The sequence below is a fragment of the Sphingobium sp. TomMM7A genome, assembly GCF_055397305.1.
This window is the reverse complement of the sequence record NZ_AP027311.1, coordinates 1,539,889-1,566,717: the sequence shown is the minus strand read 5'-3', so window position 1 is coordinate 1,566,717 and position 26,829 is coordinate 1,539,889. Positions and strand designations below refer to the sequence as shown.

Here is a 26,829-nt window from a genome sequence, read left to right as displayed (position 1 = left end):
CGAGGGGAGCGATCAAGTCTCCTCCCCGATTTTAAGTACGGGAAAAGGCGAAGATATGGCGGCGATGTCGATCGGCAAGGCATGGGAAGAAGCGGTCGCCTTCGTCGCGCGCGAACGCAGCCTGCTGTTCCCGGTCGCCTTGCTCTTCGTGGCGCTGCCCGGCCTCATCCTTCAGGAGATGACGCCGCCCGAACTCGCCACCTGGACGATGGACAAGGGCGCCATGCCCGACATCCCGCCCAGTTTCATCCTGTCCACGCTGATCGGCGTCATCATCATCTGGTTCGGGTCACTCGCCCTGTTCGCACTGGCGTTAAGGCCCGGCATCAGCGTCGGCGAAGCATTGCGGCTCAGCCTCTCCCGCCTGCCCGTGCTGCTCGGCACGGCGCTTGTCGTGATCGGCACCCTGCTTGGCATAGCCATCGTCGGCATGATCGTGGTCGTCGCCTTCTCCATGGTGGCAAAGCCGGTTGCCGCAGCCCTCGCCGCGTTGCTGGTGACTGCTGGCGGCGCCGTCATGCTCTTCGCCAGCGTCCGTCTCCTGCTGCTCAACCCGGTGGTAATCGACGGCCACGAAGGCGTCATGGCCTCGCTCCGGCACAGCTGGGCGCTGACACGCGGCCATTTCTGGCGGCTGCTCGGCTTCATCCTGGTGCTGACGCTGCTCTCCGCCATCGTCGGCTCAGCCGCGCAAGTCATCTTCGGCCTGTTCGGTCGCCTGATCGCCGGAGCGGAAGGCGCGCGGCTCGTCGGCGGCGTCGCAGCGGCCGTCGTCTCGACCGGGGTGCAGGTCTATATGCTCGTCATGCTCGCCCGGCTTTATCGTCAGGCGGAGGCGGGCTGACCCAGCATTGGCACATGCGGCGCCGCATCGGCGCTCAATAAACCGGCGAGCCGAGGATCAGCGAAAACCTCGACCTCCCGCTTATAGGGCACAAATCCCGCCCGCTGATAGAAGTTGAGCGCCCCCGGACTGTCCAATGTGCAGCTATGCACCCAGAACCGGCGCACCTCCTTGCGCCATGCCAACGACTTCGCCTGCGCCATCAGCCACGCGCCAAATCCCTTGCCGGTCAGCTCGGGAATGAGGCCAAGGAAGCTCAACTCGCAGTCCGGCAGCGCCCGGAAATCCAGCTCCAGCAAGCCCACCTCCACGCCACGCGGATCGGTGATCGCAAAAATCTGCACTGCCGGATCGTGGATGATCGCCATCAATTCCGCATCGCTCATGACAAGGCGCGAAAACCAGAGCCACGACTCCCCCACCCGCCGGAACAGCGCGCGATAGGCATCGGGCGCTGGCGACTTCCACGGCACCAGCCGCAAAGGCGCAGGCGGAATCGGCGCTGGCCGGGGCCGCTCCACCATCTCCAGATAGGTCACGATCGTCGCAATCTGATCATTGGCGACCGGCGTCAGCGGCATGGGTTCAGCTCCAGCTCGCCATCGGCGGCAGGCTCATCAAAATCGCATCGACATTGCCGCCGGTCTTCAGCCCGAACAGCGTACCCCGGTCATGCACCAGGTTGAATTCCGCATAACGGCCGCGCCATTCCAGCATCCTGGCGTAATCTTCTTCGCTCCAGCTTTCGCCCATCCGCCGCCGGACAATCGGGGGAAAGACCGCCAGAAACGCCTCGCCCACCGACCGGGTAAACGCGAAATTCGCATCAAATCCCGCATCATCCTCGCACTCAAGATGATCGTAGAAGATGCCGCCAACGCCGCGATGGACGCCCCGGTGCGGAATGAAGAAATAGTCGTCGGCCCACGCCTTGAAGCGGGGATAATAGTCCGCATCATGCGTATCGCATGCGTCCTTGAATGCCGCGTGGAAGCTCGCCGTGTCCTCATCTCTGGGTAGGGGAGGGTTAAGGTCCGCGCCACCACCGAACCAGCTTTTGGACGTGATCAGATAGCGCGTATTCATATGCACGGCGGGCACATGCGGATTCGCCATATGCGCGACCAGGCTGATCCCGGTCGCGAAAAAGGCCGGATTCTCCCCGGCGCCATGAATGGTCTTGGCAAAATCCGGCGCAAACTCGCCCGAGACGGTGGATACATTGACCCCGACCTTCTCGAATATCTTGCCCTTCATGACCCCGCGCACGCCGCCGCCGCCTTCGCCCGGCGTCAATCCCGGCGCTTCGCGGTCCCACGGCGTGTAGACGAAGGAGGCATCGCTGCCCGCCTCGCGCTCGATCGCCTCGAATTCCGCGCAGATGCGGTCGCGCAGCGATTCGAACCAGTTGCGGGCGGCCTGCTGTTGGGGATTGAGGACCAAGGTCATTGGGAAATCTCGATCATGTTGGAAATTGTCCAGTCTGGCGAAGGGCTTCGGCAACCGCGATGCCCGTGGAAACGGCAATGTTCAAGGACCGGAAGCCCGCAGCCATGGGGATTCGGACGCGCAGGTCGGCCATGTCTCGCACCGCGTCGGGCACGCCCGCGCTTTCCGACCCCATCAGCAGCACATCATTCCGGTCAAAACGCACCTCCGGCAGGGGCTGCGAAGCATGGCTGCTCATCAGCACCAGGCGACGGCCCTCCGCACGCCGGACCTCGTCAAATGCCTCGAAATTGGCGTGGCGAGTCACCTCCGCCGCCGCGCCATAATCCATCGCGGCGCGTTTCAACTTGGCGTCGGAAAAGGCGAATCCCATCGGCATGATGATGTCCACGGGCACCGAAAAACACGCGGCCAGCCGCAATATGGCGCCGACATTTCCCGCAATCTCGGGTTGATAAAGTGCAATACGCATGCCCCGCGCATAAAGCAGCGGGGCAAATTGTCATAGCCATGGCCAAATTGCTGTTGGCAAAGAAGCTACAGTGGGTCTATCAGGCCCCCGAACCACGCCAGGGGGAAAGGCGAGGCCCATATTCCGTGGGCGGCGCTACTCTCTCGATAATCAGGGCCGGTGACGGCAATGCGGCGGGTAACAGGGACGTCTTTGCAAGGGTTGAGGTGCATGGCGAGCGTTGAACATACGGACAGCCAAGGTCTATCCGGCGAAGGTGGAGTGCGTCGTCGCGACTTCATCAATATCGCCGCAGTAAGCTTCGCGGGGGTCGGGGCTGTCGCCGTCGTCATTCCGCTCGTGGATCAGATGAACCCCAGCGCGGACGTGCTGGCGCTGGCATCGACAGAGGTTGATATCTCGTCGATCCAGCCGGGTCAGGCGATCAAGACGACCTTCCGCTCGCAGCCGCTTTTCGTGCGTCATCTGACGGACAAGGAAATCGCCGAAGCCGACAAGGTTGACGTTTCCTCGCTGCGCGATCCGCAGACGCTGGAACAGCGCACCGTCGCTGGCAAGAAGCAGTGGCTGATCACCATGGGTGTTTGCACCCATTTGGGCTGCGTGCCGCTGGGTGCGGGCGAGGGCGAGAATCGCGGTGAATTTGGCGGCTATTTCTGCCCCTGCCACGGTTCGTCCTACGACACGGCGGCCCGCATCCGCAAAGGCCCCGCGCCCAAGAACCTGGAAGTGCCGAAGTTCAGCTTCACTTCCGACACCGCCATTCTCGTAGGCTGAGGTAAGAAACCATGAGCTTTCCCTGGGCTGAGCATTATACTCCCAAGCATCCCGCGATGCAGTGGATCGACGAGAAGCTGCCGCTTCCGCGCCTCGTCTACAACGCGATCGGCGCCGGTTACCCGGTCCCGCGCAACCTCAACTATTTCTGGAACTTCGGTGTTCTCGCTGGCCTCGCGCTGGTGATCCAGATCGTCACCGGCGTGATCATGGCGATGCATTATGGCGCCAACACGCTGGTCGCGTTCAGCACCGTCGAACAGACGATGCGTGACGTGAATGCGGGCTGGCTGATGCGCTATGCGCATGCCAACGGCGCCAGCTTCTTCTTCATCGTCGTCTATCTCCACATCTTCCGCGGCCTTTTCTACGGTTCCTACAAGGCGCCGCGCGAAATGGTCTGGCTGCTCGGTATCGTCATCTTCCTTCTGATGATGGCGACCGCCTTCATGGGCTATGTGCTTCCCTGGGGGCAGATGTCCTATTGGGGCGCGAAGGTGATCACCGGCCTGTTCGGCGCGATCCCTGTCGTGGGTGAGCCGATCCAGACCTGGCTGCTCGGCGGCTTTGCTCCTGGCAATGCGTCGCTCAACCGCTTCTTCTCGCTGCACTTCCTGCTGCCCTTCGTGATCGCTGCGGTCATCATCCTGCACATCTGGGCGCTGCACATTCCCGGTTCGTCGAACCCGACCGGCGTGGAAGTGAAGGGTCCGCAGGACACCGTTCCCTTCCATCCCTACTATACGGCGAAGGATGGTTTCGGGGCGGGTGTGTTCCTGATCCTCTTTGCGATCCTGTTGTTCTTCGCGCCGAACTATCTCGGCCATCCGGACAACTATATCGAAGCGAACCCGCTTTCGACGCCTGCGCACATCGTCCCGGAATGGTATTTCTGGCCCTTCTACGCGATCTTGCGCGCCTTCACCGTGGACTTTTTCTTTGTCCCCGCGAAGCTGCTGGGCGTGCTGGCGATGTTCAGCTCGATCCTGATGCTCTTCTTCCTGCCCTGGCTGGATACCTCGCCGGTGCGTTCGGGCAATTATCGTCCGACCTTCAAGAAGTTCTTCTGGATCCTGATCGTTGACGTGCTGATCCTGGGCTATTGCGGCGGCGCGCCTGCTGCCGAACCCTATGTGATGATCTCCCAGATTGCGGGCGCCTATTATTTCGCCCACTTCCTGATCATCCTCCCGCTGATCTCGCGCTTTGAACGGCCGCTGCCGCTGCCGGGCTCGATCACGGAATCGGTACTCAACCGCTATAACATCAAGGGCGAACAGGATGCGCTTCCCGGCATGGGCGCGGATCCGCAGCCGTCGAACGCCGGCTAATAGGGGACAAGATCAACATGGTTCGCATCGGCGCATTTCTCGTCGGCCTCTTCTTTGCTGGCTGGCTGCTGATCTCCTTCCTTGTGGGCGCTGTGGCCTATGTCTCCGAACCGCCCGCTGCGACGGTGGAGCATGAATTCCACAAGCATCCCAAGGAAGTGGACTTCTCCTTCAACGGCCCGTTCGGCAAGTTCGATCAGCCCCAGCTGCAGCGCGGCTTCCAGGTGTTCAAGGAAGTTTGCTCGGCCTGCCACAGCCTGAAGTTCGTCGCTTTCCGCGACCTCAAGGGCATTGGCTACAACGAGGCGGAGATCAAGGCGATCGCCAAGCAGTGGGCGATCAAGACGCCTGACGTCGATCCCAAGACGGGTGAAATGTCGACGCGTGCTCCGGTCCCGGCGGATTACTTCCCCAAGCCTTTCGCCAACAATGTCGCGGCGATGGCGGCGAACAACAATGCGATCCCGCCAGATCTGTCGCTGATGACCAAGGCGCGCCATGAGGGATCGGCCTATGTCTACTCGCTGCTGACTGGTTTCCAGAACCAGCCTGCCGAGCTGCTGAAGCACTTCCCGGATGCCAAGACGCCGCAGGGGCTGCACTACAACCCCTATTTCGCCAACCTGAACCTCGCCATGGCCCCGCCGCTGACGGCTGACGGTCAGGTGACCTATGGCGACGGCACCAAGGCGACCGTTGACCAGATGGCGAAGGACGTTTCGGCCTTCCTGACCTGGACCGCCGAACCCAAGCTTGAGAACCGCCGCCGCGCGGGTCTGGCGACCATCGTCTTCCTGCTGATCGCAACGGCGCTGGCCTACATGTCCTACCAGAATATCTGGGCCGACAAGAAAAAGGCCGCCTGACCGCCTTTCGGCCAAGGGAATGAATAGGGAAGGGGCGCGGCGTCATGAAGACACCGCGCCCCTTTTTCATTGGGAGTTTACATGGATCTAGATGAACTCGCCGCGCTGGTCCGGACTATCCCCGACTTCCCCAAGCCCGGCATCCTGTTCCGCGACATCACGACGCTGCTGGCCGATGCTAACGGCTTCTCAGGGCTCGTCAGCGGGCTTGCCGCGATCGCCCGGCCGCTTGACGCGGACATCGTCGTTGGCATTGAGGCGCGCGGTTTCGTGCTTGGATCGGCGCTCGCTCATGCGCTCGGTCTCGGCTTCGTTCCGATCCGCAAATCGGGCAAGCTGCCGGGCAAGACCGTCGGCATCGACTATATGCTGGAATATGGCGCCGACCGCCTCGAATTGCATGAAGGACAGATAGGGCAGGGCGCCCGCGTCCTACTGGTCGACGACCTCATCGCCACGGGCGGCACCGCTCTCGCCGCCGCAGAGCTCCTCCGCGAACAAGGCGCCACTCTGCTCCTGGCCCTCTTCGCCATCGACCTTCCGGACCTCGGCGGCCGCTCCGCCCTCGAAGCCGACGGCATCGCCACCGCCGCCCTCCTCAAATTCCCCGGCAATTAACGGTTTCCTTCATGAATTTCCCCCCCCAACCAAATTGCGAGCTAATCGCCGGAAAGCGCATCCTCTTCCTAATGGCGATAGAGGATGAATACGGTCCGCATCTGCGTTCCCGCTTCACGCCACTAATGACAGGTGTCGGTCCCGTAGAAGCCGCGATCACAACCAGCTTGGCGCTTCAGCAACTTCACCAGCATGATGCTCTGCCTGACCTTGTTGTGTCACTGGGCTCAGCTGGCTCCCGCGCCTGTCAGTTGGGGGAGGTCTATCAGGTCGCGAGCGTATCCTGGCGCGACATGGACGCCTCCCGCCTTGGTTTCGCAAAGGGAGTGACTCCGTTCATAGATCACCCCGTCGATCTACCGCTGCACGCACCTCTCGGCATTCCCGCGGCGCGCCTTTCAACCGGCGCAAACATCGTAGGCGGCGAGGAATATGCACTGATAGACGCCGATATGGTCGATATGGAAACCTTCGCCATCACCCGAGCCTGCCAGCGCTTCACTGTTCCCCTGATGGGAGTGCGCGGCATATCCGACGGCCCAGGAGAACTGAACGATATGCTCGGTTGGACACAACTCCTCGCATTGCTAGACGAGCGGCTGGCGGTAACAGTTGATTTACTGGCCGATACGTTGAACCAGGTGAGCAGCTAATTTCGCAAAAAGATGGCAGAGACATGCGAAGCCCACCAGTCATTCGCTGAATCGAACGTCAGTGTTGGGTGTGCCAGACCGATTTGGAACACCTGCGATGTCAACACAGTGCTCTACCACTGAGCTACACGCCCACGGGAGTTGCGCCAATAGCGGGGGGTGGTGGGGTGTGCAAGCGCGAAATTCGCTTAAAAGCTAATTCTCTGGACAGAGGGAGCGCAGCCCATATTGTGCGGGGAAAACAGGGGGCGCCGTCGGCATGAAGGACATCCACAACGCAGCGGGCGGAGCGACGATGCCACTGCCCTTTTACCGGCAGCTTTACGTGCAGGTGCTCGTCGCCATCGCGATCGGGGTCCTGATCGGCCATTTCTCCCCGCAAACGGGCGTCGCGCTTCAACCGCTCGGCGATGCCTTCATCAAGCTGGTGAAGATGATCATCGCGCCGGTCATCTTCCTAACCATCGTGACCGGCATCGCGGGCATGAAGGAATTGGGCGCGATCGGGCGGGTGGCGGCAAAGGCATTCGCTTACTTCCTCACCTTTTCCACCCTTGCGCTGATAGTCGGGCTGATCGTCGCCAATGTCGTGCATCCGGGCGCGGGGCTGAACATCGACCCGACGACGCTCGACGCGGGCAAGGTCGCGGAATATCAGCAGCAGGCGCATGACCGGTCGCTCATCGGCTTCCTGATGGACATCATCCCCGCCACGCTGATCTCGGCCGTCGCGGATGGCCACAATATCCTTCAGGTGCTGTTCGTGGCCATATTGTTCGGCATCGCCCTGACCCTGATCGGTGACAAGGCGGACCCGCTCATGCAGGTCCTGGAATCCGCCAGCCACGCCATTTTCAAGCTCGTGTCGATCCTGATGAAGGCCGCCCCTATAGGCGCGCTCGGCGCCATGGCCTTCACCATCGGGAAATATGGCGTGGGGGCACTGGCGAACCTCGCGGAATTGGTCGCGACCTTCTACCTCACATCCTTGTTGTTCGTGCTGGTCGTGCTGGGCCTCGTCGCCAAGCTGATCGGCTTCAACATCCTGCATCTCATCCGCTACCTGAAAGCGGAACTGCTGCTCGTCCTCGGCACATCTTCATCGGAAGCTGCGCTGCCCAGTCTCATCGAGAAAATGGAGCGGGCAGGGTGCCGCAAGTCCGTCGTCGGGCTGGTGGTGCCGACGGGGTACAGCTTCAACCTCGACGGCACGAACATCTATATGACGCTGGCGGCGCTGTTCATAGCGCAAGCGACCAACGTCCATTTGAGCATCGGCGACCAGATCCTGCTGCTGCTGGTCGCCATGCTGTCCAGCAAGGGCGCGGCGGGCGTCACGGGCGCGGGCTTCATCACGCTCGCTGCCACGCTCTCGATCGTCCCGTCCGTGCCGGTCGCGGGCATGACCCTGATCCTCGGCGTCGATCGGTTCATGAGCGAATGCCGCAGCCTTACCAACTTCATCGGCAATGCGGTCGCGACGGTGGTCGTGTCAGCGTGGGAGAGGGGCCTCGACCGCGATCGTTTCGCGGCTGCCATGGCGGGCAAGCCGCTGCCCCCGACCCCCGACATGGAAGAAGTCGTCCCCGGCTAAGCGGCTTTCAGTTCAGCTCGCTCATGCTGGTGCTGCCGAAAAGCCGGTCGATCTCCAGCACCAGGTCGCGCAGGTGGAACGGCTTGGACAGCACCTTCGCCTGCGGCACCGCTTTTCCAGCCTTCAACGTCACGGCGGCAAAGCCCGTGATGAACATGATCCGCATATCGGGCGCGACCGTGGCCGCATGCTGGGCCAGCTCGATGCCATCCATCTCGGGCATGACGATGTCGGTCAGCAACAGGTCGAAATGATCGTCGTCGATATGCGGCACGGCCTGCGCGCCGGTGGCGACCGCCACCACCTCATATCCCGACCGCTCCAGCGCGCGGGCGAGGTAGACGCGCATGCTGTCATCATCCTCGGCCAGCAAAATTCGAACCATCGCTTGGATCAATCTCGTCTCTGGCCGGTGTCGGCCGATCTCGTGCGGCACCCCTCGCGGGTGGCGCTGTATGCCATTATATGCGACAACCAGCATATATATCCAGCCGGGTAACCATTTTTGCCGCGCCCTGTGGAAGGAGATGATTTGAGCTATCCCGCACCGCGCGCTCCGGCCGAATCCACAGCCTCTCATGATCTTTACGGACCGGACCGCCCGATCGCTCCGGTGGTTATTTCGGTGCCCCATGCCGGGCGCGAATATGCCCCGGCTCTGCTGGGCACCGCCAGAGTCGCGCCGGACATATTGCGACGTCTGGAGGATCGCTGGGCCGACCTGCTGGCCCATCCGTTGATTGAGCGAGGCTATCATGTGCTTGTCGCGCGCGCCCCGCGCGCGATGATCGACCTCAATCGCCATGAACGGGAGATCGATCCCGCGATGGTGACGGGCCTGCCCCGCGACGTCCCCCTTCAGAGCAGCGCGAAGCTGCGCGGCGGCCTTGGCCTTCTACCCCGTCGCCTGCCGGGCGCCTATGAACTGTGGCAGCGGCCCATCGGGTGGGACGAAGTCCGTCGCCGGATCGACACGATCCATCGGCCCTATCATGAGGCATTGACGCAGATGCTGCGGGCGGCTCGGGAAGTCCATGGCCACGCCGTGCTGATCGATCTTCATTCGATGCCGCCGCTTCCCGCCGCTGCTGCCGGACAGCCTGCGCCCGGCGTGGTGCTGGGTGATCGCTTCGGCCGGGCTGCGTCGGCGCGGCTCATGACGCTGGCGGCCGATGTGTTGGAGGGGCATGGGCTGACAGTGGCGCAGAACCATCCCTATGCGGGCGACCATATGATCGAACGCCATGGGCATCCGGCCCATGACTTCTACGCCTTGCAGGTGGAGGTTGACCGCAGTCTCTATCTCGATGCCGCCCTGGACAATCCCGGTCCCGGCCTGCCAAGGGTTCAGACGGCCATCAGATCCCTGATCGACGCGCTGGCCAGCGAAGCGCCACGCGCCGCCTATCCACTCGCCGCTGAATAGCCAGATATGCAGAAGGCCGGGGCGCTACCTGCACCCCGGCCTTCGCTTGATACCGCTATGCGCGCATCATTCCAGATGCTGATCAGGCAGCGCGTGCGTGGGCCTTGAACCCCAAAGGGCATAGAAGAGGATGTAGAGTTCGCAGACGGCCGTCAGCAGGAAGCTGTTTTGCAAGCCATAATTGTCGGCCAGCCATCCCTGCACCACCACCAGCGACCCGCCAGCGATCGCCATGATCAGCAGTCCCGATCCTTCCTCGGTCAGCGGCCCCAGGCCACGAATGCCCAGAGTGAAGATGGTCGGGAACATGATCGAATGGCCCAGGCCCACCAGAATCAGCGCCCACATGGCGACCGGCCCGTGGCTGAAGACCGCGACAAGCATCACGATGAACGATCCGGTCGCGAAGGCCGCCAGCACCTTGCCCGCGTCCACCTTCTGCATGATCGCCGATCCCACGAAACGGCCGACCATCATGCCGCCCCACAGGAAGCTCAGATAGCGGCCTGCCTGCTCATGGGTCAGGTTGGCGATGTCAGGCTGGCTGACAAAATTCACGAAGAGGTTGGCGACGCCGATCTCCGCGATCAGGTAAATGAAGATGGCGGGGACGCCGAAGACCAGGTTGCGATGCGCCCAGAGCGAGTGGTTCTTGCGGTCCTCCTTCGCCAGACGCGAGGTGGACGAACCCATGGCGGGCAGGGGAAAGCGAGCGATCACAATCGCCAGCACCAGCAGGACCGCGGCAACGAGGCCGTAGGGCAGGATCACCGATTGCGCATCGGCCAACCGTTCCGCCTGGGTCAGGACGACGTCCGCGCTCGCCGTGCCGCCCTTTGATCGGCCAAGGATCAGATAGGCGCCGAACAGCGGAGCGAGCATCGTACCAGCCGAGTTCATCGCCTGCACCAGATTGAGACGTGACGACGCTGTCTCCGGCTTGCCGACGACCGCCACATAGGGATTGGCAGCAACCTGCAACAGCGTGATGCCGCTGGCGATGATGAACAACATGGCCAAGGTGACGCCATAGGATGGCAGGCTGGCTGCCAGCATCATGCCCAATGCGCCCGCCGCCATGATCAGCAGCCCGATCACCAGCGCCTTTTGATAGCCGACGCGTTCGATCAGCTTGGCCGAGGGGATGGATGCCACGAAGTAGGCGATGAACCAGACGGACTCGATCAACGTTGTCTGGGTATAGTTCAGTTCGAACACGCTGCGCAGATGCGGCAGCAACGTGTTGTTGATGACGGTGATAAAGCCCCACATGAAGAACAGGCTGGCCAGCAGCGTCAGGGCAGGCCCGTACCGGGTGGCGGGGTGGTCGCCCGCCGTCAGAGTGGCTGATGATGAGGGAGGTGCAGGCATTCATCTTCTCCAACAGGCGCCAACAGGCTTGTGCTGCTTCAATTTGTCCGAGTATATAGCTGCCGGTCGGGCGTCAATATACTCCGGCGGTAAGGGGATCGTATGCAGAGGGGCTGGATCAGCCACGCTTTTCGAACATCGTCGTCCTATTATTTTGCGTGTCTGATGGCAAGCACGTCAGCATGGGCGGGTGAAGCCAGCCGCGCCCCCGCAGGACAGCTTCCAGACGGCACGGCGGTCGAAGCGATCACGCTCTCTAACGACCACGGCGTTTCGGCCCGCATTCTTACCTATGGCGCGACTTTGCAATCGCTGACGGGGCCGGATCGGGACGGCAAGCAGGCCGACGTGCTGCTCGGTTATGATGATCTGGCGGGCTATCTGGCTCGGCCCGATTATTTTGGGGTGACCGTTGGCCGCTATGCCAACCGCATCGGGCATGGCCGGTTCACTCTGGATGGTCAGACCTACCAGCTGCCCCTCAATGACAAGGGCAATACGCTGCACGGCGGCGGCAAGGGGTTCGACAAGCAGGTCTGGAAGGTCGTGTCGGTTCGCCGCGAACCGCGGCCCGAAGTCGTCCTCTCCTACAGCAGCCCGAATGGGGAGGCGGGCTATCCCGGCCAGCTTGACACCCGCATCAGCTACGCACTGGATGAAACCGGCGGCCTGATCATCAGTTTCGAGGCGAAGGCGAGCAAGCCCACGATCGTCAACCTCACTAACCATGCCATATTCAATCTGGCGGGCGAGGGGGCACCGGGCGGCGCCCTTGGTCATTTGCTGACGATACCGGCCAAAGCCTACACGCCCGTCGATGCGGGACTCATTCCCACCGGCGAGATCAGGCCGGTCGCGGGAACGCCGTTCGACTTCCGCGTACCTCGCCGCGTGGACGATGCCGTGCGCGACGGCGCCGATCAGCAAATCAGTTTCGGGCGGGGCTATGATCATAATTGGGTGTTGGACAAGGGGCAGACGGCGACGCCGGAACTGGCTGCGCGTCTTGAGGACCCTGGGTCAGGACGCGTGCTTGAAGTGCTGAGCACGGAGCCTGGACTTCAATTCTATTCCGGCAATTTTCTCGACGGGACATTCCTTGGTAAAAACAGTCATCTCTATCGCATGGGCGACGGCTTCGCGCTTGAGCCACAGAATTTCCCCGATGCGCCAAATCACCCAAATTTCCCTTCGGCTCGGGTCGATCCCGGCAAGCCCTATCGCCACGTCATGATCTATCGCCTCTCGGTAAAGCGCTGACCCATGGCGCAGTGGCAACTCATCAAGCGCGACATTCGCGATCAGCTGGGCGAGGGCACTCTCTGGTCGGCGCGCGACAATGCGGTTTATTGGACCGACATCGTCGCCCCCGCGCTCAATCGCCTGTCGCTGGCGGATGGCCGCATAGACCGCTGGGTCATGCCGGAGCCGATCGGCTGGGTCGCCGAGCGGCAGGAGGGCGGTTTAATCGCCGGATTGAAGAGCGGTTTTGCCCGGCTCTCCCTCGATCCGCTGACGATCGAGCCGTTCGGTGACCCTGAACAGCATTTGCCCGGCAACCGCATGAACGATGGCAAGGCGGATGCCGAAGGGCGCATCTGGTGCGGCACGATGGACATGGCGGAGAAGGAGGATAGCGGGGCCTTCTACCGGCTGGACCCGGACGGTCGCTGGACGCAGATGGACAGCGGCTATCGCGTCCCCAACGGCCCTGCCTTTTCTCCTTGCGGCAACTGGCTTTATCACACCGACAGCGTGCGCCGCACTGTCTACCGCTTCGCCCGCACCGAAGGCGGCGGCCTTTCCGCGCGAGAAGTCTTCATCCAGTTCGGCGACGCGGACGGCTATCCCGACGGCATGACGGTGGATGCCGAAGGACATCTCTGGATCGCGCATTGGAGCGGCAGCCGCATCAGCCGCTTCACTCCGGATGGCAAGCTGGACCGTGCCATCGCGTTGCCCGCGCAGCAGGTGACGAACATCTGTTTTGCAGGCCCCGCGCTCGATCGCATGTTCGTGAGTTCGGCGGCCGTTGGATTGCCCGACAGCGACTATGATGGCGGCCTGTTTGAGGTCGATGCCGGCGTGAAGGGCATGCCGACGCCGCTCTACGCAGGCTAGGCAGTCGGCGGCGCGGAACTTTCGCGCCGCACCAGCTCGAAATCGAACTGCGGCGCCTTGGCGGGCCGGTTGATCAGTGCATCGATGACGGCCGCGCCCATCTGCGCCAGCGGTTGCCGCACGGTCGTGAGCGGCGGCCAGGCCGTCGCGCTGGCGGGCGTATCGTCGAACCCGACCACCGAAAGATCATCCGGCACCCTCAAGCCCCGCTGCCGCGCCAGTTGCAGAACGCCCAGCGCCATGTCGTCGTTGGTCGCAAAGATCGCGGTCGGCGGCTCGGCCAGCCCCAACAGCATCTCGCCCGCCGCTATCCCGGACGGATAGTCAAACCCGCCCTCGACGAACAATTCAGGCTCCTCCGCCAGCCCCGCTGCCGCCAGCCCCTCGCGAAACCCGTCCACGCGATGCGTCGCCGCCTCATGGCCGGACGGCGGCGTGATGACGCCGATCCGGCGATGACCAAGGCCAAGCAGATGATCGGCCACCATCCGTCCGGCAGCCCATTCCGGCGTCACGATATTCAGGCTCTGCGCCCCATTCGGCCCCGCTATCCGGGCGCAGGGCAGCTTCTTGCGGGCCAGCCATTCCAGCACTGCGGGATCGTCGGACAGGGGAGGCGCGAGGAATACGCCATCCGGACGCAGCGCCGCCGCAAGCCCCTCCAATATGTCGAACCGCTCCTCACCCGCCAACGGGATCAGCTCGACCACCAGATGATAGCCCAGTTCCCGGCACCGGTTGACGGCGCCTGCCTGAATGCCGCTGATGTAGCTTGCCACCGGATTATTGTAGAGGAAGGCGATCATGAACGACCGTCCGCCAGCCAGCCTCCGCGCGGACTGGTTCGGGCGATAGTCCAGCTCCGCTATCGCCGCGGTCACCCGGTCCCGCAGTTCCTCGCTGACATTGGGCGCCTTGTTGACCACGCGCGAGACCGTCTTGATCGAAACGCGCGCCAGTGCCGCCACGTCATGGATGCTGGCCATGAAACTCCCGGCGAATTTCGCCCAATCCTGTGTGACAGCCCCGACGCATTCTTCCGGCCTTGGCACGGAAATGCCGCCCAGCACAAGGCTGAGGCGCAGGGGCCAAGGATCGCGTCCGGATTTTCGGCTCAAGACAGCAAAAAGGGACTTGATCGATCATCGCAAATGTCTAAAGAAAGACAGCGTTGTCATTCCCTGAATGGCGATGAGGTCATCCCGGACAGCTATGGGCTAACTGCACGAGCACGCGGCTGTCCGGGATGCGCTTTCCCTTCATCACCGAAAAGCTCGGCGGGCATCTGGCGCAGGCGATCCATGTCCGCCATGCCGCCTCCCAGCCATTTTGCTGAACGACGCGAATCGATCGTGCAGCCTCGGCGTGATCATAACCGATTGCCCGCCTCGCCGCCCTGACCTTCATCAACCCCGGTTTATGCAATCAGGGTTAAGAGCTTTTCACCATCTTGCGGCAATTCGGGCGGTTGGCGGTTCAAAAACAAAGCGTTATGCTGGGGCGTCCCAATTTCCGAAAGCTGCTTTGTTGGACACGTTGCTGCCTGCTCAAGACGCTCCTCACCGATGGACGCCATTGTTCGCGGCAGCGGAGCGTCTGGCGAACGCCCGTTCGCTGGAGGACGTGGTGGAAGTCGTGCGGACGGCGGCGCGTACCATCGCAGGGGCGCAGGGCATCACGGTCGTGCTGGCGGAGGGCGATGACTGCCTATACGTCGCCGAAGATGCCGTCGAACCGCTGTGGAAGGGGCAAAGGTTCCCACGTTCGGCCTGCGTTTCCGGCTGGGTGATGGCGCATGGGGAGGCGGCGGTCATCCCCGATATTTTCGCCGACGCGCGCGTCCCCCATCATTTGTACGCGGACACCTTCGTCCGCAGCATGGTGATGACGCCGGTCGAAACCGGATCGCAGCCGATGGCGATCGGCGCCTATTGGTCACGGGCAAATGCGCCGGACGATTTTTCGGTCGACTTGCTCGGCCAGCTTGCCCGGCTTGTCGGGGCCGCCGTGCGCAACGTGTCGTTGCAGACCTCGTTCGAGATCATCAATCGCATAGGCGCCGCTGTCGCCGCCGAGCCGAATCTGGACATAGTCGTTCAGACGATCACCGACGCCGCCGTGGAACTGACCGGCGCTGAATTCGGCGCCTTTTTCTATAATCTCATCGACCAGCATGGCGAGAGCTACATGCTGTACAGCCTTTCGGGCGTTCCAAGGGAAGCCTTTGCCGACTTTCCCATGCCGCGCAACACGGCCGTTTTCGCACCCACTTTCCTGGGCGAGGGCATCGTCCGGTCCGATGATATTCGGCAGGACGCCCGTTATGGTCATAACGCCCCGCACAAGGGCATGCCCCCGGGTCATTTGCCCGTCACCAGCTATCTCGCGGTGCCGGTCATCTCGCAAAGCGGCGAAGTGCAGGGCGGCCTCTTCTTCGGTCATCATCTGCCCGGCCGCTTCACCGCCGAACATGAAAAGATCATGGCCGGTGTCGCCGGGCACGCGTCGATCGCCATCGATAATGCCCGCCTCCATCATAAGGCGCAGCGGGAAATCGCGGCGCGAACGGTGGCGGAAGGAGAATTGCGCCAGCTGAACGCCACGCTGGAACAGCGGATCGAACAGCGCACCGAACAGATTCGCGCCGCCTTCCGCGAACTGGAACAAAGCGAACGGCGCTTCGGCCTGCTGGTTCAGGGAGTGACCGATTACGCCATGTGCATGCTGGACGCGAACGGCACGATCACCAACTGGAACGCTGGGGCGGAACGGATCAAGGGCTATACGGCCCATGAAATCGTCGGGCGTCACTTCTCCTGCTTCTACACTGATCCGGATCAGCAAGCGGGCATGCCAGCCCACACCCTTCAGGTCGCGGCCAGCGCCGGGCGGTTCGAGGCCGAAGGCTGGCGGGTGCGCAAGGACGGGTCCGAATTCTGGGCCAGCATCATCGTCGATGCCATTCATGACGATCAGGGCCGTCTGATCGGATTTGCAAAGGTGACGCGCGATCTCACCGAAAAACGGGCGGTCGAGGAACAGCTGCGTCAGGCGCAGAAGATGGAGGCGGTGGGGCAACTCACCGGCGGCATCGCGCACGACTTCAACAATCTGCTGACCGTCATCAATGGCAATATCGAACTGGCCGAACGCAATCTGGAAAAGGGATCGGACCCGGCCAAGATCAGCCGTGCGATCGCCAATGCGCGGCAGGGGGCCGAGCGTGCGGCGTCGCTCACCCAGCGGCTGCTCGCCTTTTCCCGGCGGCAACCCTTGTCGCCCAAGCCGCTGTACCTGGACCGGGTGGTGGACGGGCTTTCTGATCTGCTGAAGCGCGCCCTTGGCGAACTTATTCAGCTGAAAACGGTGAACGGCCCGCATCTATGGTTGGTAGAGGCCGATCCCAACCAGATCGAAAGCACGCTGCTGAACCTCGCGGTGAATGCCCGCGATGCCATGGCGGACGGCGGGACGCTGACGATCGAAACCGGCAACGCACATTTGGACAGCGGCTATGCCGCCGCCTGCGGCGATGTGACGCCGGGCAATTATGTGATGGTTGCGGTCAGCGACACCGGCACGGGCATGGCGCCCCCCGTTCTGACGCGCATCTTCGAACCCTTTTTCACCACCAAGGAAATCGGCCGGGGCACGGGGCTCGGCCTCAGTCAGGTCTACGGCTTCGTTAAGCAATCGGGCGGCCATGTCGAAGTGCTGTCGAAACAGGGGCAGGGGACCACGGTAAAAATCTACCTGCCGCGTTTTATCGGAGAGGCGGATGAGGCGCAGGAAAAGGCCGCCCCGCACGACCTGTCAGCCAATGGCGAAACCATATTGGTGGTGGAAGATGACGACGGCGTGCGTGCCTATTCCGTCGAGACTCTGCGCGAACTTGGCTACCGGGCTCTGGAGGCAGCCGACGGCAACGCTGCACTGCGCCTGATCGAAGCGGATGATCAGCCGATCGACCTGCTTTTCACCGATGTGGTCATGCCGGGAATGTCCGGCAAGGAGTTGAGCGAAAAGGCCCGCGCATTAAGACCCGACCTCAAGATCCTCTATACCAGCGGCTACACCCGCGATGGTTTCCTGCGCGACGGAAAGCTGGACCCGGACATCGCCTTGCTCGCAAAACCCTTCACGCTACAGGAACTGGCAAGTCGCCTTCGGGACCTCATCGATCAAAGCTGATCCGATCGGCGTCACGGCCCGCTCCACAAAAAGACACCCCCGTCCCGTCATCCCAGCGGAAGCTGGGATCTCAGGAGGTGCAGTACGGCCTTGCCCGAGATCCCAGCCTGCGCTGGCATGACAGAAAATTGCCCAGGCTCTTGATCGCAAAAATGCCGTTTGCCCTCCCAATAGCGTCGATCAAGAACCCACCCCCGGCCCGGAAAGCGCAACATCCATATCCGCCAGCGCCAGCCGCAGCAGCTCCGCCATCGTCGATCGCGCCCCGTCCGCATCCTGCGAGGCGATCGCATCGAACACCGCGCGATGATCCGCGAAAGGATCGCGCGGCGGCGACTTCTTCCGCTGCTTGAATGTCGTGGTCCAGCTGACCGCCGCGCCCACCGAACTCGCCAGCGCGGCCAGAGCGTCATTTTGCGTCGCGGCAAGGATCGCACGGTGGAAGCGTTGATCGGCCGCGCGTCCTTCCTCGGACGAAAGGCCATGATCGTGCATGCTCATCAGCGCCTGTTCCATCGCCGAAAGCTGCGCATCGGTGCGCCGCCGCGCCGCCAGTTCCGCCGCAGCTGGCTCTATGACGCCGCGCAGTTCAAACAAGTCACGGACGAAGGCGGGGTCGGGTTCTCCCGCGAACATCCAGGCGAGCATCTCCGGGTCCAGCACATTCCAGCGGCTGCGCGGCAGGACGCGCGTGCCAGCCTTGGGGCGACTTTCCAGCATGCCCTTGGCCACCAAAATGCGTACCGCTTCCCGATAGGCGGTGCGGGACACGCCCAGCCGTTCGGCGGCCTCGATCTCGCCTTCGAAAATATCGCCGGGCTTGTGGACTCCCGCGACGATGGCAGTGCCAAGCTGCCGGGCAATGGCCTGATGAATGCGAAGGCCGCCTTCCTCATGTCCGAACTTGCGTTCGGCTGGACGCCGGTCTTCCCTCCCCAATGCCATGCTCCTTTTGTCTAATCGTCGAACGCCGCCGTAGGGCAATGCTTGCCGCAAAGGAAGGCGTCAGCCACCAGCCGCAATGGGCTGGTATCCGCATCGATCGCGCCTTGGCCCGCCAGTTCGACGAACAGGCGGTACATATCGGGATATTCATGGTCGGGTGCCTGCACCATGACGTCCCCGTTCAGCGTCAGGCGGTTTCCGCCCTCTGACAGGATCAGCGCGCCATCGTCTGTCTCGACCGCAATGTCCCATGTCTGCGGACCTGTCTGCCGCCAGTCGAACGCTGCATCGATCGGCGCGCCGGACGCGCTTGCCATCTTCAGAGCAGCGGCGATGGGGGCGTCCTTATTGGCAGGAACTTCCAGGCTGGCGGACAGCATCGTCACCGGCTCCGGCATGATTTCGGTCAGGATCGACAGCGCATTGATGCCCGGATCGAACACGCCAAAGCCGCCCGCTTCCCAAATCCACGGCTGGCCCGGATGCCAGTGCCGCACATCTTCCCGCCACTCGATCGACACGCGCGTGACCTTGCGCACGGAGAGCCATGCCTTCGCCTGTCCCACGGCGGCGGCATGGCGACTGTGCCAACTCGCATAGAGCGTCACGCCCTGCGCCTTCGCCAGAGCGATCAGCGCCTCGACCTCCGTCACCGTCGCGCCGGGGGGCTTTTCCAGAAACACATGTTTGCCCGCCAATATGGCCTTGCGCGCGGCTTCGTACCGCACCTGCGGCGGCTGGCACAGTATCACCGCATTCATGTCCGGCTCTTCCGCCAGCATCGCGTCGAGCGTAGGGTAATTGTTCACCCCGTCCGCCTGCGCGTTGCGGCTGGCGACCGCGACCAGATCGATGCCGCTTGTCTGTTCGATAGCGGGCAGATGCTGATCGCGGGCGATCTTGCCCAAGCCAACCAGCCCCGCCTTGATGATGCCGCTCATGCCGCTTCCCTTATCTCTTAGTGATTGTCGCGCGGAAGGCCCTGAGTCTGGGCAATCCGCTGGAATTTCTCCGCACCCTCCAGGATCGCGCCCTTGTCCAACTGCCCCACCAGCGCCCGCTGAAACTCCTGCCACGGCGTCTGCGAAGCGGGATAAGCATACCCCCCCTCGGCCCGCAGCGCCGCGCGCCGCGCTTCCAGTTCCTCTTCGGGAATAAGCACATTCACCGTCCGCGCCTCCAGGTCCATCCGCACCCGGTCCCCGGTCTTCAGCAGCGCCAGCCCGCCCATCGCCGCAGCCTCCGGCGAAGCGTTGAGGATCGAAGGGCTTCCCGAAGTCCCCGACTGCCGCCCATCGCCGATGCAGGGTAGGGCGGACACGCCTTCGGTGATCAGGTAAGCGGGCGGACGCATGTTCACCACCTCCGCCGCGCCCGGATAGCCGATCGGCCCCGCGCCGCGCATGAACATCAGCGTGTTGGGCGTGATGCCCACCGCCGGATCGTCGATCCGCGCATGATAATCCTCCGGCCCGTCGAACACGACCGCCGGCCCCTCGAAGGCATTGGGATCGTCAGGATTGGACAGGTATCGCTGCCGGAATTCCTCGCTGATGACGCTCGTCTTCATGATCGCCGCGTCGAACAAATTGCCCGACAGCACCAGGAATCCCGCCTCCTCCTTCAGCGGCTGGGCAAAAGGACGGATGACATTCTCATCCTCGATTCCGACATCCCGGCAATTCTCCCCCATCGTCCGCCCGTTGACCGTCATCGCGCCCTCGCGGATCAGGCCCTGCGCGATCAGCTGTCCCACCACCGCAGGCACGCCCCCGGCATGATAATAATCCTCGCCCAGATATTCGCCCGCCGGTTGCAGGTTCACCAGCAGCGGCACGTCATGCCCCACCGTCTCCCAATCCTTCAGCGGCAGTTCAACACCGACATGCCGGGCAATCGCCGCCAGATGGATCGGCGCATTGGTCGATCCGCCGATCGCCGAATTCACCAAGATCGCGTTATGAAAGGCATCCAGCGTCAATATGTCGGACGGCTTCAAATCCTCCGCCACCATCTCCACGATCCGCTTGCCGGTGCGCCACGCTGCCTCCTGCCGGTCGCGATAGGGAGCAGGGATCGCCGCCGACCCCGGCAACATCATCCCCAGCGCCTCGGCTAGGCTGTTCATCGTCGTCGCCGTGCCCATCGTGTTGCAATAGCCGGTCGAGGGCGCCGACGAAGCCACCAGCTTGATGAAGCCCTCATCATCGATCTTCCCCGCCGCCAGCAGCTGCCGCGCATGCCAGACGATCGTGCCCGATCCCGTCCGCTGCCCCTTGTGCCAGCCATTGAGCATCGGCCCGACCGACAGCGCGATCGCGGGGATGTTCACCGTCGCCGCCGCCATCAGTAGCGCGGGCGTCGTCTTGTCGCAGCCCGTCGTCAGCACCACGCCGTCGATCGGATAGCCGTACAGCGCCTCGACCAGCCCCAAATAGGCCAGGTTGCGGTCCAGCCCCGCCGTCGGCCGCTTGCCCGTCTCCTGGATCGGATGCACCGGAAACTCCAGCGCGATCCCGCCCATCTCGCGAATCCCCTCGCGGATGCGCTCGGCCAGCACCAGATGATGCCGGTTGCAGGGCGACAAGTCGCTCCCCGTCTGCGCGATGCCGATGATCGGCTTGCCGCTGCGCAGTTCCTCCAGGCTGAGCCCAAAGTTCAGGTAACGCTCCACATAGAGCGCCGTCATGTCGATATTGTCGGGATTGTCGAACCAGGCGCGGCTGCGCAATTTCCGGTTGGGCTGAGACGAAGCGGCCATGAGAGTTCCTGAAAGACATGAGGTGCGCGACGCATTGACGCTATCGGCCGTTGCATATACTCATACAAATAAGCAGACAAGAACGGAAATGACTTCGGCATGAGCAGCTATGACGTCGTCGGCGACTGGGGCACCAGCCGCCTGCGCCTCTTCCGCATGGAGCAAGGGCAAGTCACCGCCCGCCGCGAAGGCCTCGGCATCGCCGAAGCGGGCGCGAACGCCGCCGCCGCTTTCGCGCAGACGATCGCCCCCTGGCTGGAAGACGGCACCCCCGGCAGCATCCGCCTGTGCGGCATGGCGGGCGCGCGCGATGGCTGGGTCGAGGCGCCCTATGCCGACTGCCCCGCAACCGCGGAGCAATGGCGCACTGCGGCCATGCGCTTCGACTGGCAAGGCACGCCCGTCACGATCCTCGCGGGCCTGGCCTGCACCGACAAGGACGGCGTGCCCGACGTCATGCGCGGCGAAGAAACGCAAATCTTCGGCGCGATGCATCGCCATCCTGACCTTGCGCAGGGCCGCCACCTCATCGTCCTGCCCGGCACCCACAATAAATGGTCGCTGGTGGAGGACGGCCGCATCGTCAGCTTTCGCACCGTGCCCACCGGCGAACTCTTCGCCCTGCTGCGCGATCACTCCACCCTCGGCTCCAAAGCCGCCCCCGCCGACGCTGCCCAGGAAGCGGAAGGCTTCGCCGAAGGTCTCGACCGGGCAGGGGAGGGCAGCCTCCTCACCAACCTCTTCGCCGCCCGCGCCAAACGCCTGCGCGCCGGACGCTCCCCCGACTGGGCCGCTGGCTACCTCTCCGGCCTGCTCATCGGCTGCGAAATCGCGGAAGTGCGCGCCATGCTCGGCGAAGTAAGCGGCATCACCCTCATCGGCGACCAGCGTCTTTGCGCCCGCTATGCAGAGGCGCTGGAGGCGCAGGGCCTGCCTTCCCGATCCTTGAGCGGCGACGATTGCGTCCTCGCTGGCCTCACCCTTCCGGAGAATGCCGCATGACCCTCGATTCCCTTCTTGCAGCCGGCGCACCCCCCATCGCCGCAATCCTGCGCGGCCTTCGCCCCGAAGAGGCGGTGGAGATCGGCGCGGCCCTCATCGATGCGGGCATCCGCATCATCGAAGTACCGCTGAACTCGCCCGAACCCTTCGAAAGCATCACCGCGCTCCAACAGGCGTTCGGCGCCACCGCGCTGATCGGCGGCGGCACCGTGCTGACGGTAGAGGCGGTGGACGATCTGCGTCGCACCGGCGGACGCATCATGGTCACGCCTAACACCGACCCGGCCGTCATCGCGCGAGGCGCGCAATATGGCTTCGATATGCTGCCCGGCTTCATGACCCCCAGCGAAGGCTTCGCCGCCGTTCGCGCTGGCGCCCGCCGCCTGAAACTGTTCCCCGCCGCCAGCCTTGGCCCCGCCTATATAAAGGCCGTCAAGGAAGTGCTGCCGCGCCATGTCGGCCTCTGGGCAGTGGGCGGCACTGGCGCCGACACGATCGGCCAATGGCTCGGCGCAGGCTGCGAAGGCATTGGCGTCGGCGGCGCTTTATACCGCCCCGGCGACAATGCCGCGACGGTGGCGGAACGCGCGAGGGCGTTGGTCACGGCATGGCGCGCCATTGGCTAAGTGCGCTAACCCTTATCTCCGTTCGCCCTGAGCCTGTCGAGCCGAAGGCCGGCGAAGCCAACGGTTCCACTTCCTTCTTCAAGAAAGGAGAGGGCTTCGACATCCGGACGAGGCACGTGACTCGTTTGGACAGCCCGAATGGATTTAAAGTGATTGGATCAAGGCTAGGCTTTGGCGGGACTAAACTCCCTCACCCCCGGTTCAGGCCGAGCGAAGCGAAGCCACTCCAAAGCTCAACCTTACCCCACCCGCTGCTCTTCCCGCCGGTCCAACACCTCACGCACCTTCCCCGCCAGTTCCGCGTAAGTAAAAGGCTTGGTCAGCAACTCCACCCCCGGGTCCAACCGCCCATGGTGGAAAATAGCGTTGCGCGCATATCCGGTCGCGAACAGGATCTTAAGCTCTGGCCGCCTCACCGCCGCTTCCCGCGCAACGTCGGCGCCGGTCATCCCACCGGGCAGCACGACATCGGTAAATAGCAGATCGACCGGCACCGGGGCCTGCTCCAGCGCATCCAGCGCCGCCGCTCCGTTACTGGCTTCGATCACCCGATATCCCAACTCGTTCAGCACCTCGACCGCATAGGCGCGGACTTTATCGTCATCCTCGCACACCAGAACCGTCTCATCGCCCCCGCTTACGACCGGGGGCGGTGCCTCCTCCAATTGATCATTTGCGGGCACCAGGCCATGGAAACGAGGGAGGTAAATCTTGACGCTCGTCCCTTCGCCGACCTCCGAATACACCCGGATGTGGCCGCCGGATTGCTTGATGAAACCATAGACCATGGACAGCCCAAGCCCGGTGCCACGACCCACCTCCTTGGTGGTGAAGAACGGCTCGATCGCATGGCTCAACGTCTCCGCATCCATGCCCTGTCCCGTGTCCGACAGGCTGATCAGCACATATTGCCCCGGCTGCACATCCTCTTCCTGCGCCGCGTAACGGTCATCGATATGCGTGTTGGCGACCTCGATGGTCAGCTTGCCGCCATCGGGCATCGCATCGCGCGCATTGACCGCCAGGTTCAACAGCGCATTTTCCATCTGATTAAGATCGACCTCGATCGGCCAGGCGCGCGCGGTCTGGATCGTCTCAACCTCGATCCGCTCGCCCAAAGTGCGGCTTAACAGCTCCGACATGCGGCTCACCAGCCGGTTGGGGTTCACGCGCTCGGGCGCTAATGGCTGGCGGCGGGAAAAGGCGAGCAGCCGCTGCGTCAGCATGGCCGCACGTTCGGCGCCCGCCATCGCATTGTCCGCCGCACGGCGCATCCGCTCATTATCTTTGAGGCCGCGCTGGAGCAGTTCAAGATTGCCCGTCACCACCTGCAACAGGTTGTTGAAGTCATGGGCCACGCCGCCGGTCAACTGGCCTAGCGTCTCCATCTTCTGCGCTTGCCGCAACGCGGCTTCCGCTTCGGCAAGCGCGCGGGCATGGGCGCGCTGTTCGGTGACATCCCGCGCCACACAATAGATCAGCCCATTGTCCGGCACGGCCGTCCAGCTAAAGTTGCGATAGCCGCCGTCCTTTGTTCGGAACCTGTTTTCGAAGCGCAGCGAGGGAACGCCTTGCTGGAGCGTGTCAACTTCTTTCCGGACGCGTGCGACATCATCGGGATGCTCCATCCATTCCGACGTGCGGCCGATCAGCTCCTCTTGGCTCCATCCCAATATGTCCGTCCATGCGGGGCTGGCGGACAGCCATGTGCCGTCCATGTCGGCGATCAGAAATGGGTCGCGGGCGAGCGTCCATAATCGGTTCCTATCCGCCAGCATCTCGCGCTCGGTTCGGACGCGCTGCGTCGTCTCACTGACGATGCACAGCGCCCCGCCGATCGACCCGTCCGCTTCGAACACGGGTGAATAGCTGATATCGAAATAGACTTCCTCGCCACGGCCGCCGTCGCGTTCGATGTAAAAGGGGCGATCCTTGGCATGCACCGTCTCGCCCCGCTCGATCACCGACAGCAGCAGCGGCTCCAGATCGTCCCATAATTCGGCCCAATTCTCCCGCGCCGGACGGCCCAATGCCCCCGGATGCTTGTCGCCGATCGTCGGCGCATAGGCTTCATTATAGAGCGCGCAGAGGTCCGACCCCCAGAACAGCACGATCTCCGCCTTGGAAGACAGCATCAGCCGCACCGTGGATATCAGCGCAGGCGACCATCGGCTGACCGGCCCCAGAGGGGACCCGTCGCCGATGCGCGCCGTCAGGTCTCCGATCGGACCCTGTGCAGCGATCATCCCGGCAATGTCGGTCGCCGGGGCGCTCATCGATTATCCTCTGTTAAGAAGTGCATAGACGGGATACGCCTGTCCGCTGATTTGTATCCGCTCGTTACGGAGCGTTGCGACCTTTTGTCCTATGGTCGCCCTCTTGCAACAATCCGGGCATCGGCGCATGGATCGGCGCCATGACTGAACTTGCCCTTCGCCCGGCCATGGATGTTTCCCGTCCCGTCGCGATCGCCCGCTGGCTGCTCACGGTGGCAGCGCTCGTTTTCTGCATGGTGGTGGTGGGCGGCATTACCCGGCTTACCGAATCGGGCCTGTCGATAACGCAGTGGAAACCGATCACCGGCGCCATTCCGCCGCTGACCCATGATCAGTGGATGGACGCCTTCCGCCTCTATCAGCAGATCCCCGAATATCAGCAATTGCGGCAGGGCATGACCCTGTCCGATTTCCAGTTCATCTTCTTCTGGGAATGGGTGCATCGGCTTCTTGGACGATTGATAGGCCTCGCCTTTGCCCTGCCGCTCCTGTGGTTCGCCTTTCGCCGCGCTATCCCGTACGGCTACGGCTGGCGTCTCGTCGCTTTGCTGGCGCTCGGCGGCCTTCAGGGTGCGATTGGTTGGTGGATGGTGACTTCTGGCCTGTCCGTGCGCACCGATGTCAGCCATTACCGGCTCGCGGTTCATCTGCTGACGGCACTTTTCATCATCGGCGGCCTCATCTGGACCGCGCTTGATCTGTTTGCCTTGGCGCGGAACCCTGCCGCCCGTCCTGCTGCGCTGAAGCCCTTTGCGCTGGTCGCTCTGCTGGTGCTGTTGGTCCAGCTGATGTTCGGCGCGTTCACCGCTGGGCTCGACGCCGGTTATGTCTCGAACACATGGCCGCTCATGAACGACCATCTCGTGCCGGAGGGGATTTCGTGGCTGGGATCGCTTTGGGCGACCTTGTCCAGCGACCCTTATCTCGTCCATTTCATCCATCGCTGGTGGGCATGGGTTGCCGCCGCGATGTTGGTCCTGCTTGCGCGTAAGGCAAAGCGGGCGGGGCGGCGCGGTCCCTCGATCGCCATCAACGCTGCCGTCGGCACGCAGATCGCGCTGGGCATCGCCACTGTCGTCAGCGGCATCGCCTTGCCGCTCGCGGTGCTGCATCAGGCGGTCGGCGCCCTCGTCGTCGCTTCCGCCGCCTGGGGCGCGCATGCGGTCGGGTCGCGCCGGGCGTGAGCGGCGTCGCGCTCGTCTACACGCTCTTCGGCTCGGCGGAGGCCGCCGACCGGGTCGCGCGCCAGCTTATCGGGGAAGGGCTTGCTGCTTGCGCCAACATGCTCGGGGCTGCGACGTCGCTCTATGAATGGAACGGCGTACTGGAAAGCGCGGCGGAGGTGCCGGTATTGTTCAAGACCACGCCCTCGCGCCGCGACGCGCTGATGGCGCGGATCGCAGAACTTCACGACTATGAAGTGCCCGCGATCCTCGCATTGCCGGTGGAAAGCGCCGATCTAAGCTACGCAAAATGGGTTGCCGAACAGATCGCAAAGTGACGGGT

The 26,829-nt window shown here is 63.2% G+C and carries 25 protein-coding genes; 15 read left to right on the top strand and 10 right to left on the bottom strand.

The annotated features are described in order from the left end of the window. The first annotated feature begins 55 nt into the window (after positions 1 to 55). Positions 56 to 844, top strand: a complete 789-nt coding sequence (locus ACZ5ZH_RS07910) for a DUF7847 domain-containing protein (protein WP_460986455.1) — start codon at positions 56 to 58, stop codon at positions 842 to 844. Here the strand turns inward: ACZ5ZH_RS07910 and ACZ5ZH_RS07905 are convergent. Genes ACZ5ZH_RS07905 through ACZ5ZH_RS07895 form a run of 3 tightly spaced genes read right to left on the bottom strand, consistent with a single transcriptional unit; the run spans position 826 to position 2,765 of the window. Beyond that, positions 826 to 1,425 (bottom strand): GNAT family N-acetyltransferase, encoded by a 600-nt coding sequence (locus ACZ5ZH_RS07905; RefSeq protein ID WP_464771129.1) that lies wholly within the window; start codon positions 1,423 to 1,425, stop codon positions 826 to 828. The genes ACZ5ZH_RS07910 and ACZ5ZH_RS07905 overlap by 19 nt on opposite strands. Before the next feature lie 4 nt (positions 1,426 to 1,429). Next, the gene (gene hemF / locus ACZ5ZH_RS07900; RefSeq protein ID WP_464771128.1) at positions 1,430 to 2,293 is read right to left on the bottom strand and encodes an oxygen-dependent coproporphyrinogen oxidase; all 864 of its coding nucleotides are present in this window, start codon (positions 2,291 to 2,293) and stop codon (positions 1,430 to 1,432) included. A 13-nt stretch (positions 2,294 to 2,306) separates the two neighbouring features. After that, positions 2,307 to 2,765 carry a tRNA (cytidine(34)-2'-O)-methyltransferase gene (locus ACZ5ZH_RS07895; RefSeq protein WP_464771127.1) on the bottom strand — a complete coding sequence of 153 codons (459 nt, stop codon included), beginning with the start codon at positions 2,763 to 2,765 and terminating at the stop codon, positions 2,307 to 2,309. 210 nt (positions 2,766 to 2,975) lie between these two features. Between ACZ5ZH_RS07895 and petA the strand changes: the two genes are divergently transcribed. From petA to ACZ5ZH_RS07865, 6 genes are all read left to right on the top strand, one after another. Then, a complete protein-coding gene (petA, locus tag ACZ5ZH_RS07890; protein ID WP_449473787.1) occupies positions 2,976 to 3,542 on the top strand; it encodes a ubiquinol-cytochrome c reductase iron-sulfur subunit in 567 nt (188 codons plus the stop codon). A gap of 11 nt (positions 3,543 to 3,553) precedes the next feature. Continuing rightward, positions 3,554 to 4,873 carry a cytochrome b gene (locus ACZ5ZH_RS07885; RefSeq protein ID WP_449473786.1) on the top strand — a complete coding sequence of 440 codons (1,320 nt, stop codon included), beginning with the start codon at positions 3,554 to 3,556 and terminating at the stop codon, positions 4,871 to 4,873. 17 nt (positions 4,874 to 4,890) lie between these two features. Next, positions 4,891 to 5,739 (top strand): cytochrome c1, encoded by an 849-nt coding sequence (locus ACZ5ZH_RS07880; protein ID WP_449473784.1) that lies wholly within the window; start codon positions 4,891 to 4,893, stop codon positions 5,737 to 5,739. Positions 5,740 to 5,820: 81 nt separating this feature from the next. Further along, positions 5,821 to 6,357: an adenine phosphoribosyltransferase gene (locus tag ACZ5ZH_RS07875; RefSeq protein WP_464771126.1), complete on the top strand. Its 537-nt coding sequence runs from the start codon at positions 5,821 to 5,823 to the stop codon at positions 6,355 to 6,357. 71 nt (positions 6,358 to 6,428) lie between these two features. After that, positions 6,429 to 7,010 (top strand): 5'-methylthioadenosine/S-adenosylhomocysteine nucleosidase, encoded by a 582-nt coding sequence (locus ACZ5ZH_RS07870; protein ID WP_464771125.1) that lies wholly within the window; start codon positions 6,429 to 6,431, stop codon positions 7,008 to 7,010. A 259-nt stretch (positions 7,011 to 7,269) separates the two neighbouring features. Then, positions 7,270 to 8,604, top strand: coding sequence for a dicarboxylate/amino acid:cation symporter (locus ACZ5ZH_RS07865; protein WP_464771124.1), 1,335 nt, complete (start codon positions 7,270 to 7,272; stop codon positions 8,602 to 8,604). Between the two features lie 7 nt (positions 8,605 to 8,611). Here ACZ5ZH_RS07865 and cpdR read toward each other — a convergent pair whose 3' ends face one another. Then, positions 8,612 to 8,989: a cell cycle two-component system response regulator CpdR gene (gene cpdR, locus ACZ5ZH_RS07860; RefSeq protein ID WP_449473629.1), complete on the bottom strand. Its 378-nt coding sequence runs from the start codon at positions 8,987 to 8,989 to the stop codon at positions 8,612 to 8,614. A 147-nt stretch (positions 8,990 to 9,136) separates the two neighbouring features. Here cpdR and ACZ5ZH_RS07855 point away from each other — a divergent pair, with 147 nt between their 5' ends. Next, positions 9,137 to 10,030 carry an N-formylglutamate amidohydrolase gene (locus ACZ5ZH_RS07855; RefSeq protein ID WP_464771123.1) on the top strand — a complete coding sequence of 298 codons (894 nt, stop codon included), beginning with the start codon at positions 9,137 to 9,139 and terminating at the stop codon, positions 10,028 to 10,030. Between the two features lie 66 nt (positions 10,031 to 10,096). Here ACZ5ZH_RS07855 and ACZ5ZH_RS07850 read toward each other — a convergent pair whose 3' ends face one another. Continuing rightward, positions 10,097 to 11,401 (bottom strand): sugar MFS transporter, encoded by a 1,305-nt coding sequence (locus ACZ5ZH_RS07850; protein WP_449473626.1) that lies wholly within the window; start codon positions 11,399 to 11,401, stop codon positions 10,097 to 10,099. A 165-nt stretch (positions 11,402 to 11,566) separates the two neighbouring features. On the opposite strand from ACZ5ZH_RS07850, the gene ACZ5ZH_RS07845 reads away from it, so the two are divergent. Together ACZ5ZH_RS07845 and ACZ5ZH_RS07840 are read left to right on the top strand one after the other, a co-directional pair. After that, positions 11,567 to 12,661 carry an aldose epimerase family protein gene (locus tag ACZ5ZH_RS07845; protein ID WP_460986284.1) on the top strand — a complete coding sequence of 365 codons (1,095 nt, stop codon included), beginning with the start codon at positions 11,567 to 11,569 and terminating at the stop codon, positions 12,659 to 12,661. A 3-nt stretch (positions 12,662 to 12,664) separates the two neighbouring features. Then, a complete protein-coding gene (locus ACZ5ZH_RS07840) occupies positions 12,665 to 13,522 on the top strand; it encodes an SMP-30/gluconolactonase/LRE family protein (protein ID WP_464771122.1) in 858 nt (285 codons plus the stop codon). Here the strand turns inward: ACZ5ZH_RS07840 and ACZ5ZH_RS07835 are convergent. Further along, positions 13,519 to 14,508 carry a LacI family DNA-binding transcriptional regulator gene (locus ACZ5ZH_RS07835; protein ID WP_449473622.1) on the bottom strand — a complete coding sequence of 330 codons (990 nt, stop codon included), beginning with the start codon at positions 14,506 to 14,508 and terminating at the stop codon, positions 13,519 to 13,521. The genes ACZ5ZH_RS07840 and ACZ5ZH_RS07835 overlap by 4 nt on opposite strands. A 541-nt stretch (positions 14,509 to 15,049) precedes the next feature. Here ACZ5ZH_RS07835 and ACZ5ZH_RS07830 point away from each other — a divergent pair. Further along, complete coding sequence (locus ACZ5ZH_RS07830; RefSeq protein WP_460986281.1) at positions 15,050 to 17,713, top strand: GAF domain-containing hybrid sensor histidine kinase/response regulator; 2,664 nt, start codon at positions 15,050 to 15,052, stop codon at positions 17,711 to 17,713. 180 nt (positions 17,714 to 17,893) lie between these two features. Here ACZ5ZH_RS07830 and ACZ5ZH_RS07825 read toward each other — a convergent pair whose 3' ends face one another. The 3 genes from ACZ5ZH_RS07825 to ACZ5ZH_RS07815 are packed head-to-tail and all read right to left on the bottom strand — an operon-like array spanning position 17,894 to position 21,419. Next, on the bottom strand, positions 17,894 to 18,658 hold the full coding sequence (locus ACZ5ZH_RS07825; RefSeq protein WP_464771120.1) for a FadR/GntR family transcriptional regulator: 765 nt from the start codon (positions 18,656 to 18,658) through the stop codon (positions 17,894 to 17,896). An 11-nt stretch (positions 18,659 to 18,669) separates the two neighbouring features. Beyond that, a complete protein-coding gene (locus tag ACZ5ZH_RS07820; protein ID WP_464771119.1) occupies positions 18,670 to 19,599 on the bottom strand; it encodes a Gfo/Idh/MocA family protein in 930 nt (309 codons plus the stop codon). Between the two features lie 17 nt (positions 19,600 to 19,616). Beyond that, complete coding sequence (locus ACZ5ZH_RS07815; protein ID WP_464771118.1) at positions 19,617 to 21,419, bottom strand: IlvD/Edd family dehydratase; 1,803 nt, start codon at positions 21,417 to 21,419, stop codon at positions 19,617 to 19,619. A gap of 99 nt (positions 21,420 to 21,518) precedes the next feature. Between ACZ5ZH_RS07815 and ACZ5ZH_RS07810 the strand changes: the two genes are divergently transcribed. Together ACZ5ZH_RS07810 and ACZ5ZH_RS07805 are read left to right on the top strand one after the other, a co-directional pair. Continuing rightward, a complete protein-coding gene (locus ACZ5ZH_RS07810) occupies positions 21,519 to 22,421 on the top strand; it encodes a 2-dehydro-3-deoxygalactonokinase (RefSeq protein ID WP_464771117.1) in 903 nt (300 codons plus the stop codon). Continuing rightward, a complete protein-coding gene (locus ACZ5ZH_RS07805) occupies positions 22,418 to 23,047 on the top strand; it encodes a 2-dehydro-3-deoxy-6-phosphogalactonate aldolase (protein WP_464771116.1) in 630 nt (209 codons plus the stop codon). Before ACZ5ZH_RS07810 ends, ACZ5ZH_RS07805 begins: the two co-directional genes overlap by 4 nt. Positions 23,048 to 23,286: 239 nt before the next feature. Here the strand turns inward: ACZ5ZH_RS07805 and ACZ5ZH_RS07800 are convergent, their stop codons facing one another. Further along, on the bottom strand, positions 23,287 to 25,323 hold the full coding sequence (locus tag ACZ5ZH_RS07800) for a hybrid sensor histidine kinase/response regulator (protein WP_464771115.1): 2,037 nt from the start codon (positions 25,321 to 25,323) through the stop codon (positions 23,287 to 23,289). 140 nt (positions 25,324 to 25,463) lie between these two features. Between ACZ5ZH_RS07800 and ACZ5ZH_RS07795 the strand changes: the two genes are divergently transcribed. Both ACZ5ZH_RS07795 and cutA read left to right on the top strand, forming a co-directional pair. Continuing rightward, positions 25,464 to 26,507 carry a COX15/CtaA family protein gene (locus tag ACZ5ZH_RS07795; RefSeq protein ID WP_464771114.1) on the top strand — a complete coding sequence of 348 codons (1,044 nt, stop codon included), beginning with the start codon at positions 25,464 to 25,466 and terminating at the stop codon, positions 26,505 to 26,507. Then, positions 26,504 to 26,824, top strand: a complete 321-nt coding sequence (gene cutA, locus ACZ5ZH_RS07790; protein WP_460986274.1) for a divalent-cation tolerance protein CutA — start codon at positions 26,504 to 26,506, stop codon at positions 26,822 to 26,824. Before ACZ5ZH_RS07795 ends, cutA begins: the two co-directional genes overlap by 4 nt. The last annotated feature ends 5 nt before the right edge of the window (positions 26,825 to 26,829 follow it).